Below are 13,359 nucleotides of genomic sequence, written 5' to 3' on the forward strand. Positions count from 1 at the left end.
GACCGCCGTCACGTGAAAGCCGCCCCGTCATGAGCCACCGGCCCGCTCGCCGAGCCCGCCGCGCCAGCGCCAGCCCCCTGTTCACCCCACACGGCACCGACCGGTCCGCCCGCAAGGTCGCCCGTCGGCAGCTCGCCGAGGCCGCCGCGAAGGCCCGCGTCGAAGCGACCGCCCACACCAGCGGTGCCGGCGCGGAGGAACAGGAGATGCCGGCGCCGCTCTTCCCGCCCTCCGGCCGCCCCGGCCCCACATCCTCCCGCAACAACAAGATCAAGCTGCCCGCCCACCGCATGACCACCGCCACAGCCAGCGGCGCGTACCCGTTCCTCGCCGAGGGTGGCCTCGGCGCCGAGGGCATCTACATCGGCCGTGACGTGCACGCTGAAGCCAGCTTCTGTTTCGACCCGTTCGCGCTGTACGGCAAGATCGAGGGCTTCACAAACCCGAATGTCCTGCTCGCGGGCGTGATCGGGCAGGGCAAGTCCGCGCTCGCGAAGTCCTTCGCGCTGCGGTCGATTGCCTTCGGCTACCGGGTCTACGTCCCGTGTGATCCCAAGGGCGAATGGACGCCCGTGGCCCAGGCGTTGGGCGGCACCTCCATCGCCCTCGGGCCGGGGCTGCCCGGCAAGCTCAACCCCCTGGACGCAGCGCCGCGACCCAACAGTGTCTCCGAGGCCGACTGGGCGGGCGAGATCCGCAAGCGCCGTCTGCTGCTGCTCGGCTCACTGGCCCGCACCGTGCTCGGGCGGGACCTGCTGCCGATGGAGCACACCGGTCTCGACGTCGCCCTGGACGCCGTCGTCACCCGTGCCGCCGCGAATGGACGCACCCCGCTGCTCGGCGACATTGCCGCCACCCTCAACAACCCCGACGAACTCGACGTAGCCGGGGGCGTCATGTCCGGCCGCCTCGGCGACGCCTCCCGCGACCTGGCCCACGCCATGCGCCGCCTCGTGCACGGTGACCTGGCCGGCATGTTCGACGCCCCCAGCACCGTGGCGTTCGACCCCAACTCGCCGATGCTGACCATCGACCTGTCGCGCCTGGGCGGGGCCGGCGATGACACCGCGCTCGTGCTCGCCATGACCTGCGCCTCCGCGTGGATGGAGTCCGCGCTGTCCGACCCGAACGGCGGTCGGCGCTGGATCGTCTACGACGAGGCATGGCGCCTGATGCGCCACCCCGGCCTGCTCGCGAGGATGCAGTCCCAGTGGAAGCTGAGCCGCGGCCTGGGCATCGCCAACCTCATGGTCATCCACCGGCTCAGCGACTTGCTCACCGCCGGTGACGCCGGATCCCGTGGCCGGGCGCTCGCCGAGGGCCTGCTCGCCGACTGCTCCACGCGCATCATCTACCGGCAGGAGACCGACCAACTTCACGCCGCCGCAGCACTGTTGGGGCTGACGTCGGTGGAGGCCGACGCGATCTCGCACCTCAATCGCGGACGAGGGCTCTGGAAGGTCGCCGGACGATCTTTCATCGTCCAACATCTCCTGCATTCACATGAATTGGCCCTCTTTGACACGGATGCCCGAATGCACTGACGAAGGTCAGCGAGTCCCGCCTATTTAGCAGGTCACGACCGTCTCAGACATCTACTCAGGACAGGAATGTACGACACCTCCATCCACCCCTATGAGATCCGTAGGACCAACCCCGACTACTGCCGGTCAACGGCGCGGAGCCTCGAACGGGTCGCAGACCAGCTGCCGCACTCCGTCGCCCAAGGACAGGGGGAGTTCATCAGCGACACGATCGATGCGGCGCTCACACACGTCACCTGGGAACTGGGCTGCATCGTGGGAGACCTCGTCAGCAGTTTTAACGGCAAGGGTGATGACCACCTGATGCTCGCTACTGCCATCCGCCAGTGCGCAGCTCCCCTGGGACTCGCTCAACTCCACCTGACCCAGGCCATGGACCAGATCAGCGCCCACCATCAGATCTTTGCACCAACTACAAACCCGCAGGTCAAAGCTCCGAAGGTTCTGCTCTCGGCCCTGCAGCAGGACATCGATCACGCCCGCACCGCGATCTGCACCGCCGCCAACCAGTTCAAGATCAACGCCTCGCTGCTAGACAGTGGCCCCATCGCCGCCGCGCCCACGCCGAACTGACGGCAATACAGACCATCAGTCGAGACGTATCCACCGTCCCCGATCCCTGGATGCCCTCATCGAACACCCAGCCAGTCCTCCGCGATCCGCCGGTCCCGGCTCCCGGATGGTGCACGAAAAGCTCGGCGCCTCGCCTCAAGCCCTCGGCCGCCTTCACAATGACGGCCCCGAACTGGTCCTCGCCGACCTGCTGTACACGGCCGCACGCCACTTGGACCACGTCCACACGCAGTTCACCGAGGCCGCTCAGGGCGCGGCCTCCACGCTGACGCACGCCGCCGCCGGGAACGCGTCGATCAACTCGCGCGGCGTGCTGCAAAACACCGGCACGCAGATCGACATCCTCGCCGCGCGCCGGGCTGATGCCGTCGACCGCCTCAGAGAAACCATCAGCGCATACCGGCAGGTGGCAGCCTCCAAGTCCCCTTCCCGGCAAGGCACCCGGCCACGAGACATACCCACTCCGAAGGTCACGATCACCGTGCCGCCACCCGCGACCACGGCCAACCGCGGCCACCACCGTTGACCGCGGCGCCGCCCGGATGACGGTCTGCGGCGGCGCCAGGGAGGTGCGCCGTGCGCTACCTCGGCACTCCCTCGGGGCCTGACATACGGGCCGCGATGAGCGCGGGACGCATCGGCTGTATGACCACCCCCGCGCAGGGCAGCCGCATCCCCGAAGGCGCCCTGTACGCCTGCGACAACTCCAAGTTCGGCAGCGACGGCAAAGGCCGCTACTGGCCCGGCGCCGAGGCGTGGTTCACCTGGCTGTCGCGGACCATCGAGAGGTACGGGCCGGATCGCTGTCTGTGGGCGCTCGCCCCGGACCAGCCGTTCGACGCCGACGGCACCCTCACCGAGTCGCTGCCGTGGCTGGCCCGCATTCGCGAGCTGGGCGTCCCCGCGGCCTTCGCGGCACAGGACGGCTGCGATCAACCCGGGCTGCTGCCCTGGGACAGCTTCGACGTCCTGTTCCTGGCCGGATCGACCGAATGGAAACTCGGCCCGGTCGCCGAACGGCTGGCCCGCGAGGCAAAGGCCCGCGGCAAGGGCGTGCACATGGGCCGCGTCAACTCCCGGTCCCGTCTGAAGATCGCCGAGTGGTTCGGCTGCGACAGCGCCGACGGCACCTACCTCGCGTACGGGCCCGACAAGAACCTGCCCAAGCTCCTCAAGTGGCTCGACGAACTCGACGGCACCCCCTCCCTCCTCGGCGGCGCGCACCCCTTCGGCGCTCCCGACGCGGTGCCGAGAACCTCACCCGCACGCGAAGCCCCCCGCCGCCGCGCACCACCGCGTCAAGCGTCTGCCGCCAGCGCACAGATGTCCCCGCCCGTGGGGAAACCCGCTGCTGCCGTACCGCGGGCCGGACGTCCCGGCACCCGAACCCGCTGACCGCGCCGTCACCCGCCGCACACTTCCAGGAGTCCATCTGCCCTTCCCTTACGACCAGGTCGGTCAGCTGCACTCGCTGGCCGAGCGCATCCACAGTGCGGCCGACGAGCTGCCGCTCACCGACTCGGTGCACTCCGGCGCCGACAACCTCGATGACCTCGATGACCGGACTCGCGACGTCGCCGGACTGATCACCCACCTCACCACCGCGGCAGCCTTCGCCGCACGCACCGTGCGACGCGGACGCGACCCGGAATCCGACATCACCCGCCGTACGGTCGCCCAGCTCACGCGCACCGTGGGTGCCATGGGGCACGCTCTGGCCGACCTCGGCGAAGCCGTCGCCCATGCCGGCGCCCTCCACCAGCTCGGCTCTCTTCCCCGCTCCGCGCAGCGCACCACGGCCATCGAGTCCGAGCGCTCCCAGCTGCACGCCCGGATCGACAGCACGCGCCAGCGGCTGAACCAGGCCGGCGGTCGGCTCCATCAGCAGGCCGACCGGCTCGCCGCTGCGCCGACGCCGAGCCGCAGCCCCAGCACGACCAGCACGATCCCTGTCACCCCGCCCGGCCCTGCCATCTCCCGCAGCCGCTGATCCCTTCCCGACCAAGACCCTGGAGCACACCCATCCACACCGCCCGCCGTGTCCTTCCCCTGCTCGTCTGCGCCGCGCTGCTCACCGGGGCCGCCACCGCCTGCAGCAGCGACGACGCCCCATCTACGAAGAAGAACGCCACCACGCCTGCCGCTCCGAAGCCGGTGCCCGCGCTCAGTGACGCGCAGGCCCGCGCCGTCATCAGTAACTACTCGAAGATCAACAACGAGGCCAGCGCACAGCGCGACCAGACCCTGCTCGACACCGTCGAGGACGGGCCGATGTACGCGATGTCCGTCTCCGACTACACCGAGACCGAGGGCCTGCCCAAGGCCGACCGCAAGCCGTACAAGCCCTGGTCGTACGACACCTCCAGCGCCAAGCTGTACATCCCGCGCTTCACCACCGGCCAGAACCGCTGGTTCGCCGCCGCGCTCTCCGGCGAGAAGGGCAAGGACCCGAGCCGCATCGCCGTCTTCGCCGAGCAGCCGAAGGACAAGCGGTGGGAGCTGGTCTCCGTCGTCGACCTCGCTGGCACGACGCTGCCGGACGTCGCCCTCGACAAGGACGGCTACGCCACTGCGGTCGCCGCCAGCGGCAATAAGCAGCTCGCGGCCGACGCCAGCCTGCTGCGCACCGCGGTGCTCGACAACTTCGCGACCGGCGGGACGAACACCGGCACCAAGGTCTTCGACCCGACCAGGGCCAGCCAGCAGCAGATCAAGGTCCACGACGAAACCACCCGCAAGTTCGGGAAGTTGGGCACCACCGTCTTCGCCGGCGGCACCAACCGGTTCAAGGACGCCTACGCGCTGAAGACCAGCGACGGCGGCGCGCTGGTGCTGTTTGCCCACACCCATACGCAGACCGACGCCGTCGCGCACTCCGGGCTGCAGATCAATCCCGACAAGGACGACAACGCCTGGCTGCACGGCATCCCGCGCACGTCGGTGACGTACACGTTCGTCTGTGCCGATGCCGCCACCGTGCCCGCGAAGGCCGCTCCGTCCCGTCTGATCGGCTACACGTGCGCCCGCACTGACGCCTCCGGCCCGCCCGTCGGCTCCGCTTCGACGGACCGCGCGTAGCCGAGCGGAGGGATCCCTTGTCCCTGCCCCACCCCGACTTCGAGTTGTACGACAACGTCGGTCGCACCACCGAGCAGATCACTGCCCATCGGGACGACCGGCCGACCGCCGACGACCTGCATCGCTGGGCCGCCTACGACGCACAGGAGTTCAGCGCCTCGCTCCCCGGCGACGAGGCTGGTCAGAGCATCATCGACTGGACCCGTCAGCTCTACCGGGTACGCACAGCAGCCGAGTTGAACACCGTTGCGCAGGCCGTCCTCGGCGACGGACGCAGTGGCCTCGGCGAGCTGCACACGTTCCTGGAGACCGCGGCCGAATGGTGCGAGCACAACCAGGAACCAGGCATCGCCGCGCGCTACCGCCAGCACGCCGAGGAGCTGTCAGCACTCAGTGATCGACTCGCCTACTTGAGCGAGGACCACCTGGCCAGCATCTACCGGCGCACGAACCGATCGGCATCCGCGCAACTCCCGCGGGCCGTGCCTGCGGCTCCTGTCGCACCGCCTGCGCCCGCACGCCGATCCGCCCGCTGACCCTGCCGACAGGAAGATCCTCTGTCCACTCGTTCTGTCATAGCCCGTCCCACCGGCACCGGATACGCCGGCAGTTACGTCCACTGGGACGGCTACCCCAGCCATCACCTGCCCCTGCTGCTCGCCGCACACCAGCATCGCTTCGCCGGGGACACCGACGCCCTGACCGCGTACCTCATCGACGAGGCGCCGGAGGGCTGGTCCGTCCTGGGCACCGACCTCCTGGACGGTGCACCCGATGCGCTGCGCGAGCACCTGGCCGGCGGGCGTAACGAACCCGGCCGCCGGTACCCGGCTCACCCGACGCTGCCCCCGTTCACCTGGACCGAGCGAACGGCGTCCCAGCTGAGCTGGGGCTACGTCCTCCACCCGTCGGGCATCGAAGTGATCAGCGCGCCCGGCGCGGCACGCGGCCCGGTCGTCGCGTGGGGCACCGACCCCCGCGCGCGGTTCCGCGACACCGCAAGCCTGTGGGCGCCCGACCGGCCGATCCCGGCCAGCATCCCGCCGAAGACCACCGCCCGCACAGCGCCGCCCGGCCCCACGCCGTCGCCCATCGCGGCAGCGCCGACGCGTCCCCGCGCGCACTGACCACCTCATTTCAGGAGACCGACCTGTCCACCCGCTCTGTCATCGCCCGCCCCACCGCCGACGGATACGCCGGCATGTACGTCCACTTCGACGGCTACCCCGACAACAAGCTCCCGCTGCTCCTGGCCGCCTACCAGCACCGGTTCGCCGGCGACCTGGAGGCCATGGCCCGGCACTTGATCGACGACGTGGAACACGGTTGGGACGAGCTGGGCACCGACCTTCTCGACGGCGCTCCCGCTGCCTTGCGCCGCTCCCTGACCGGGGGCGACGAATACCCCAGCCGTCAGATGACCAACGTGACCTGGGCGGACGGCACCCCGGCCGAGCGTGAGCTGATCACGCAGGACGGCACCGACGAGCTGGAATGGGCGTACGTCCTGCACCCGCACGGCGTCGAAGTGATCGCCCTGCAGGCGTACGACCACGGCCCTGTCGTCGCGTGGGACACCGACCCACTCAGTCGCATCGTCGCCAATCCAAGTGCCTGGCATCCGGACTCCCGGGCTCCGATCGTCGCGCCGCGTTCCGCCCCGCGGCTGTCCACCACGTCCGCATCGGCGCCGCCGCCCCGCAAGTCCGCCCGCCGCTAGCGCCGACGCTCCCGCACCGTCCCCGACCGCCGCCCCGCCCGGAGAACCCGCTGCCCCCGCACTCGCGTCCGAAGATCACCGTCGTCATCGCCACCCAACTGCGCCCGGACCGCCTGGCGTTTCTCGCTGCCATGCACGCCAGTCTGTGCCGTCAGAGCGTGCCGTGGGAGGCCGTCATTGCCCTCGACGGCGCCGACCCCGCCCGGCTGCCCGCTGCCCTCGCCGCCGACCCTCGCGTGCGCACCCTCGCCCTCCCGCGTTCGGTCGGCGCGGCCTGCGCCCGGAACTTCGCGCTCACCGACGTACACACCGAGTACGTCAACTGGGCCGATGACGATGACGAGTTCACCGACTGGGCCATGGCGCTGCGGCTGCGCACCCTGGAGGAAACCGGAGTGGGCTGGTGCGCCGGATACAGCCAGGACCTCCACGCGGACGGGACCACGACCCTGTGGCGGCCTCCGACGCCGCCGGGCCGGCACGAGGCCGGGGACGTATGGCGGTACTGGAAGGACCCCGCCGACACCATCCCGCTCGGCCCGACCACCCTCCTCGCCCGCACCGACCTGGTGCGCGCGGCCCCCATGGGCGGGCTCGTCCAGGGCGAGGACTACTGCACCCTCGCGGTCACCTGCCTCGCCCCCGGCATCGTGCTGCCCGTCCCGGTCTACCGATACCGCAAGCACGCCGGGCAGATGACCGCGCAGGACTCGTACGCCGAACTGGAGGCGAGAGCGCGGGCCTTCGCGCACCGGTTTGGTGTCAGCCTGCGCGTCGCGTCGCTCTCCCTCCGCGATTCCACCTCCGCGCCTGCGTAGTTGGACGCTCCGCTCGCCCCGCCCTGATCCCATTCGACCGAAAGCACCCATGCCCAACGACCCCGCCCAGGACCGGCCCCGCGAGAAGATCCTCATCTCTCCCCGCTATCTCGCCGCCAGCCTCCCCAGTGACCACCACCAGCTCCTGGACATCTTTGCCGAGGAGACCGCGTGGAGCGCCCACACCGGCAACGCGTCGTTGACCGTCACCAGCCCCTGCCAGCGCATCACCATCCGTCACGATCAAGCAGCCGTGGGCCGAGGCACCCACATGGTGATCTCGGCCCGTACTGACGAGGACGCGCCCGAGCGCTGGCGGACGAAGATCAACGGCAACGTGCCGATCGAGTTCGTCTCGACGCTCCTCGGCACCCTGGCAGCCGAGCTGGCTGCCGACCCGGATCACGTCGTCTACGGCATCGGCGCCGAGCCCGGCCAGTTCGAGCTGTTGGTCGACATCGACGCCTGGACCCCCTTCGACAGCTCCGGGCTCTCCGGATTCATCTCGCATGACGGGCACGCCGCCGTGATCAGCCGGCCACCGGACTCGCCGGCGCCACCCATCCACGGCGACGCCTCCATCACCTGGCACCTGGCCGCCTCCCCGGACGACCTCGGTCACCTGTGGGACATCTCGTTCACGGAGAAGACGCCCCCCTTCCTCGCGCACGCGGTCGTCGTCAAAGCGCTCGACCCCCGGCCCGTCCTGCGCTCCACGGCCTTCCCGTTCCCCAAAGCCGTCGTCCCCCTGGTGACCATCGAGCACGTCCCGTCACCTCGGCCCCCATCGGCGCAGCCGACGCCTGCCAAACCATCGCCCAGCCCCGAACCCAAGCGCGCCCCGAAGACCCGCTGAGCTCTGTCCGTCTGGACGAAGTCGCCCTCGGGCTCGCCCCACCAGGACCTTGATGCCCACCCCCTCCACCGAGATCACTCTCAGCACCAGCCGCACGCTGGGCCTCGTCGCTATCACCTCCGGCAAGAACTACAAGCAGGCCGAACAGGCCCTCGAAGCAGCCGGGTTCAGCCGCCAGCCCAACGGCGCTTACACCGCGTCCCTGGCCGACGATCAAGCCGCCCGGCGCACCGCCAGCACCCTGGTGGCCCACGCCCACGAACACGGCACCACCATCAACACCAGCCCGCGGCCCTACCTCGGCGACATCGGCACCGAGATCGCCGCCCGGCTGCCCGGCACCTGGAGCGCCCAGCTGGAGATCTACAGCCACCCCATATGGCAGGAAGACCTCTGGTACGCGCTCTGGGAAGCCGGCGAGATCTATCGCGCTCTCGAAGACCACCGGGTGCCGTTCGCGTCCGTACTGAAAGACGGAAGTGGCACCGAGCTGCTGCTGATCGAGCGGCCCGGACACCCAAGCGGTTACCTCATCGGCGCACTCACCGACCACGAGAAGGAAGACGTCCGTGATGACCCCACCACGCCCCACAGCATGGTGCTGCCCGCTGAGCCCGACCAGGCCGCGTCCGCCATCACGTCCACGTTCCTGCCCGCCTACCAGCGCGCCCTGCACAATCGCGACTTGAACACGGTCCTGTCGGCGCTGGAACGTATCCGCGAGGAGCACCAGAGCTTCCAGGTCATCAAGACCTCGGGCCGCTACACCGACGGCGTTCCACTCAGCAGCCGGCTGATCGACAGCATGGAACGCGCCTTCGCCGACCACGCCTGGATCTCGTACCGCATCGTCCTCGAACACGCTCCAGTGCTGCTCGCCCGATGCCAGCCGACCACCAGCCCGTGGCCGGAGGACGCAGCGGCACTGACCCGGCTGCGCGCCGCGCTCACAGACAGCGAAGCGGTCTGGCAGGAAAGCAACACCCTCAGTTCCGACCTGCACGCGATCCCTCGGACGCTGCACACCCACGAGTGGAGCCACGTCCGCGCGCAGCTCGGCATGGATGCGTTGCCCGCCATCGAGACGTGGCTCACCGACAGCGACGTCTTCGAGCGCCAGGCCCGCGCTGTCGTACCAGGCGAGCAGGCAACCCTGTCCGCTCCGAGCCCGCGCATGCTCACCGCCCACCCCGCGCTGCCGCCCACACCCCGCGCCCCCACGGCGCACCGCTGACTGCTCACAGAAAGGATTCGCCTCTGTCTGACCACTTCCGCTTCGGCGCCCACCCCGACCACGGATTCGTGGCCGCCGCCACCGCGAACATCCCCGCACACCTCGCGAACTGGTTCCTCGTCCGCGAGCAGTTCGAGCCCGTCCCCGACACCCCGGGCCTGTACCGACTCACCAACCCCGAGCAGGACGGGATCCGCCGCACCCGCCAGGCCGTGCACGACCTTCGACGCCACGGCTACGACGTCCAGGCCGACTACAGCCTCGACCCCGGCCGCAGCGCCTCCCCGCCGCAGCCGGCCGTACGCAACGGGCTGATGGAACGCCGCAACCGCATCGCGCAAGCCGCGGCCACCCGCTCCCCGCAGCAGCGCGCCGCCCCGACCACCACTCTCCCCGAGTTTCTGCCCCAGCCCGGCGCCGTGCCCGTGGGCGGCCGTGCCCAGACAGCCGGGAAGGGGCGGAGTCGATGAGCGACAACCCGATCCGCATCATCCGCGGCCAGGGCGGCGAAGTCGACGTCGAAGGCCCGGTCGACGGCTTCGCCGCGAGCGTCCTCAAGCGAGCCGGGTTCGACACCTACCCGCAGCTGCGCGGCGTCTGGATCCGGCTGCCGTTCGGCCTGGGCCGCACCTGGGAGAACGAACACGCCAGCTGGGCAGCCGAGATGCTCACCGCCGCCCGCTACAGCGTCGACCTCGACCCCGACCTGCGCGCGACCCCGCCCGCCGCGTCCGCGCCATCGGCGCCGCGCGCCACGAAGACCGCCATGACCGCGCAGTCCGCGCCCGCCGGCGCCCCGCGGCGGCAAGGACACTGACCCACCGGTTCGAGACGAAAGCCTTCCGCCCTGACTCCCTCCGCCGCCATCACCCTCCACCTCGGCTCCAACGCCACGGTCGTCGCTCTCCCCAGCGGCGAGCGGCACCAATGGGCCACCACCGCCCTGGAATTGGCCGGGTTCACCCGGGAGCACCCGGACGATGCCCACCGGCTGCCCCTCGACGACCACGCCCGAGCACGCGAGGCACTCACCCAGCTGCACCAGACAGCTCAGGACTGCCAGGCCAAGGTCATCACGAGTGAGCGGCCCTACGTCGGCGACATCGCGCACGCCGTCGCCGAAGACCTGCCCGGTCAGTGGGACGTGAGCATCGAGCACTATCCGGACGGCGCCATCCCCGCCCATCTCCTGGACTGGGTGTGGGAGGCCAGCCCCGCGCTGTCGACGCTGGACAAGAGCCGCACGCCCGGTGCGGCGATCCTCCGCGACGGCGGCGGCACCGAACTCCTCCTGGTCGAACGCCCCCGGGACAGCCAGTACTTGATCGGAACCCTGCTGCCGTCGCCGGACCACCTGAACGTCGTCGGCGCCGGGCCACGCACCGTCGTCGCCACCACCGCCCGCGAGGCAGCGGCCGACGTGCGCTCGCTCCTGCTGCCCGAGTTCGAGCAGCTGGTGCACCTGGCACGGCTCCGCGAAGTACAGGAGGACCTGGACTGGGTGCACGGCGTCGAACCCGGCACCGTGGACGCCGTGGAGCTGGACGGCGCATTGGACCGCTTCCTCACCCACGCGCCCTACCTGCTCGCGACCACCCGCCGGGCCGACATCAAGCCCCTGGCCGCCAGCGAGACGGCCGTCCTCATCCGATTCGAGATCCTCCTCGCTCGAGCCCCGGCCGATACCGGCGCCCGAAGCGAACCCGCAGCGGGCAGCACGGATGAGGCCCTGGCGCTGTGGCTCGAAGCCGGCGAAGACCTGCTCGACGTGGTCCGCACCGCCACCGTCAGGCCCGCCGGGGAGCCCGCCCGCCCGGCCATCACCTCCGTCACGCCGCCGAAGCCCCCGGCAGCGGTCGCCGCCGGACGCACCCGCTAGCCCTCCCTTTCGCCCCAGCCAGAAGCCCACGGAAAGCATCCCCGCGTTGAACTCCGACACCCGTTGCCCGCCGGCCCGCACTGCCTCCCGGCCACTGCTCGCCGAGCGGCATGTCGCCCGGCTGCTACTGGGCACCCTGATCGGTCGCCTGCCCAACGGCATGGCCCCCGTCGCGATCCTTCTGCTGATCGTCGAGCAGGGCGGATCGCTCGCGACCGGCGGGCTGCTGTGCGCGCTGTACGGCCTGGCCAGCGCCGTCGGGCAGCCGGTGCTGGGACGGATGGTCGACCGGCGCGGCCAGACCCGTGTCACGACAGCCGCCGTCCTGGTCACCACGGCCTGCCTCCTGCTGCTGCCGTACACCGACGCCCACGCCCAGCCGGGGCTCGCGGCGGGCCTGGTCGTCCTCGCGGGGCTGAGCACGCCTCCGTTGGAGGCCAACCTGCGTGCCCTGTGGGGCGCCGTACTGAAGGACCCGGAGCGGCGCCGCGCCGCGCTCGCGCTGGATACCGGCGCCCAGGGGCTGATCTACGTCGCCGGGCCGCCGCTGGTCGCCGCACTCTCGGTCCTTCAGGGGCCCGGCGCCGCCATGACGGTCACCGCGGTACTCGGGCTGCTCGGGGCGAGCGCCGTACTCAGCGCCGCACCGTCCAGTCAGTGGCAGCCCGAGGGCACCCGCACGGGCGGGTTCCTGGGGCCTCTGCAGCACGGCGGGCTGCGGCTGCTGTTCCTCGCCGTCTCCGGGGTCGGCTTCTCCCTGGGCGCGATGAACGTGTGGGCGGTGTCCATGGCCGACCGGCACGGCATGGCCCTGCTGTCCGGAGTCATCCCCGCCGCGCTGTCCGTCGGCAGCCTCCTCGGTGGCATCCTGTACGGCCGACTTCGCCGACCTGGCCAGCTCGGAACTCAACTCCGCACCGCAGCACTGCTGTTCGCGCTCGCTTGGGTGCCACTCGCCATTCACCCCAGCCCGATCGCCGCGACCGCGCTCACGGCACTGCCGGGCCTCTTCCTCACCGCGCTGATCACCAGCGCGTTCCTGATGGTGGATGCACTCGCGCCCGCCGGCACCCGCACCGAGGCGTACGCCTGGCTGATCGCCGCGGTCGGCACCGGTCAGGCCGCAGGCACCGCGCTCGCGGGTGCGCTCTCCACGCACCCCTCCATCGCCGCACTCCCGACCGCCGGGGCCCTCGCCTGCCTGGTGGTGCTGCTCGGCGCCGGCCGCCGGCTCGCCGTTTCAAGTGCCGCACGCCGTCGGGGTCGGCACCGCCGCAGGCCAGCCCATGCCACGCGCTGCTGATGTGCTGGAAGCTCCGGGCCCGCCTCGCCTTCGCCTAACACCCCACCACTTTCCCGCCACCACCGATAGGAGATCCGCCTTGCCCGAAGCACCAGCAGAACCGTTCATGACGATCCGGCACACCATCACCGGTGAGATCACCACCACCGGCTACAACGCCGCCGCCCGGCGAATCCTGCTCCAGGCCGGCTTCGAAGAGACGCCAGGCTGCGCCTGCCGAGCGACGGAACCCGGTACGGAGCAGACGCACGGGCCTGCTCGGCAGCCAGCCAGCTGCTCGTCGCCGGCCATCTCCTACACCTGGACCGAGCCCTCGGTCGGCCGGTGAGCGCCGACGGTACGCCCCGGTTGGCC

The 13,359-nt window shown here is 70.8% G+C and carries 16 protein-coding genes; all 16 read left to right on the plus strand.

Annotated features, from left to right (window positions below):
- The first annotated feature begins 29 nt into the window (after nucleotides 1–29).
- The 16 genes from OG430_RS14135 to OG430_RS14210 all read left to right on the plus strand — a co-directional run bounded on the left by OG430_RS14135 (nucleotide 30) and on the right by OG430_RS14210 (nucleotide 13,333).
- Nucleotides 30–1,544 carry an ATP-binding protein gene (locus OG430_RS14135; protein ID WP_327352836.1) on the plus strand — a complete coding sequence of 505 codons (1,515 nt, stop codon included), beginning with the start codon at nucleotides 30–32 and terminating at the stop codon, nucleotides 1,542–1,544.
- A gap of 66 nt (nucleotides 1,545–1,610) precedes the next feature.
- Entirely contained in the window at nucleotides 1,611–2,117 is a 507-nt protein-coding gene (locus tag OG430_RS14140; RefSeq protein ID WP_327352837.1) for a hypothetical protein, read from the plus strand.
- Nucleotides 2,118–2,223: 106 nt separating this feature from the next.
- On the plus strand, nucleotides 2,224–2,643 hold the full coding sequence (locus OG430_RS14145) for a hypothetical protein (protein ID WP_327352838.1): 420 nt from the start codon (nucleotides 2,224–2,226) through the stop codon (nucleotides 2,641–2,643).
- A 50-nt stretch (nucleotides 2,644–2,693) separates the two neighbouring features.
- Entirely contained in the window at nucleotides 2,694–3,512 is an 819-nt protein-coding gene (locus tag OG430_RS14150; RefSeq protein ID WP_442816493.1) for a hypothetical protein, read from the plus strand.
- Nucleotides 3,513–3,639: 127 nt separating this feature from the next.
- A complete protein-coding gene (locus OG430_RS14155; protein WP_327352839.1) occupies nucleotides 3,640–4,107 on the plus strand; it encodes a hypothetical protein in 468 nt (155 codons plus the stop codon).
- 164 nt (nucleotides 4,108–4,271) lie between these two features.
- Complete coding sequence (locus tag OG430_RS14160) at nucleotides 4,272–5,195, plus strand: hypothetical protein (RefSeq protein WP_327352840.1); 924 nt, start codon at nucleotides 4,272–4,274, stop codon at nucleotides 5,193–5,195.
- 17 nt (nucleotides 5,196–5,212) lie between these two features.
- Complete coding sequence (locus OG430_RS14165) at nucleotides 5,213–5,731, plus strand: hypothetical protein (protein WP_327352841.1); 519 nt, start codon at nucleotides 5,213–5,215, stop codon at nucleotides 5,729–5,731.
- 470 nt (nucleotides 5,732–6,201) lie between these two features.
- Complete coding sequence (locus OG430_RS14170) at nucleotides 6,202–6,915, plus strand: hypothetical protein (protein WP_327352842.1); 714 nt, start codon at nucleotides 6,202–6,204, stop codon at nucleotides 6,913–6,915.
- A 74-nt stretch (nucleotides 6,916–6,989) separates the two neighbouring features.
- Nucleotides 6,990–7,733 (plus strand): glycosyltransferase, encoded by a 744-nt coding sequence (locus OG430_RS14175; RefSeq protein ID WP_327359089.1) that lies wholly within the window; start codon nucleotides 6,990–6,992, stop codon nucleotides 7,731–7,733.
- A gap of 49 nt (nucleotides 7,734–7,782) precedes the next feature.
- Nucleotides 7,783–8,589, plus strand: coding sequence for a DUF317 domain-containing protein (locus OG430_RS14180; protein ID WP_327352843.1), 807 nt, complete (start codon nucleotides 7,783–7,785; stop codon nucleotides 8,587–8,589).
- Between the two features lie 52 nt (nucleotides 8,590–8,641).
- Complete coding sequence (locus OG430_RS14185; RefSeq protein ID WP_327352844.1) at nucleotides 8,642–9,823, plus strand: hypothetical protein; 1,182 nt, start codon at nucleotides 8,642–8,644, stop codon at nucleotides 9,821–9,823.
- A gap of 68 nt (nucleotides 9,824–9,891) precedes the next feature.
- Entirely contained in the window at nucleotides 9,892–10,293 is a 402-nt protein-coding gene (locus OG430_RS14190; protein WP_327352845.1) for a hypothetical protein, read from the plus strand.
- Nucleotides 10,290–10,640, plus strand: coding sequence for a hypothetical protein (locus OG430_RS14195; RefSeq protein ID WP_327352846.1), 351 nt, complete (start codon nucleotides 10,290–10,292; stop codon nucleotides 10,638–10,640). The genes OG430_RS14190 and OG430_RS14195 overlap by 4 nt, the downstream gene beginning before the upstream one ends.
- 132 nt (nucleotides 10,641–10,772) lie before the next feature.
- Entirely contained in the window at nucleotides 10,773–11,702 is a 930-nt protein-coding gene (locus tag OG430_RS14200) for a hypothetical protein (protein ID WP_327352847.1), read from the plus strand.
- 46 nt (nucleotides 11,703–11,748) lie between these two features.
- Nucleotides 11,749–13,005 carry an MFS transporter gene (locus OG430_RS14205; protein WP_327352848.1) on the plus strand — a complete coding sequence of 419 codons (1,257 nt, stop codon included), beginning with the start codon at nucleotides 11,749–11,751 and terminating at the stop codon, nucleotides 13,003–13,005.
- Between the two features lie 106 nt (nucleotides 13,006–13,111).
- Entirely contained in the window at nucleotides 13,112–13,333 is a 222-nt protein-coding gene (locus tag OG430_RS14210) for a hypothetical protein (protein ID WP_327359090.1), read from the plus strand.
- The last annotated feature ends 26 nt before the right edge of the window (nucleotides 13,334–13,359 follow it).

Source organism: Streptomyces sp. NBC_01304, from assembly GCF_035975855.1.
Classification (GTDB): domain Bacteria; phylum Actinomycetota; class Actinomycetes; order Streptomycetales; family Streptomycetaceae; genus Streptomyces.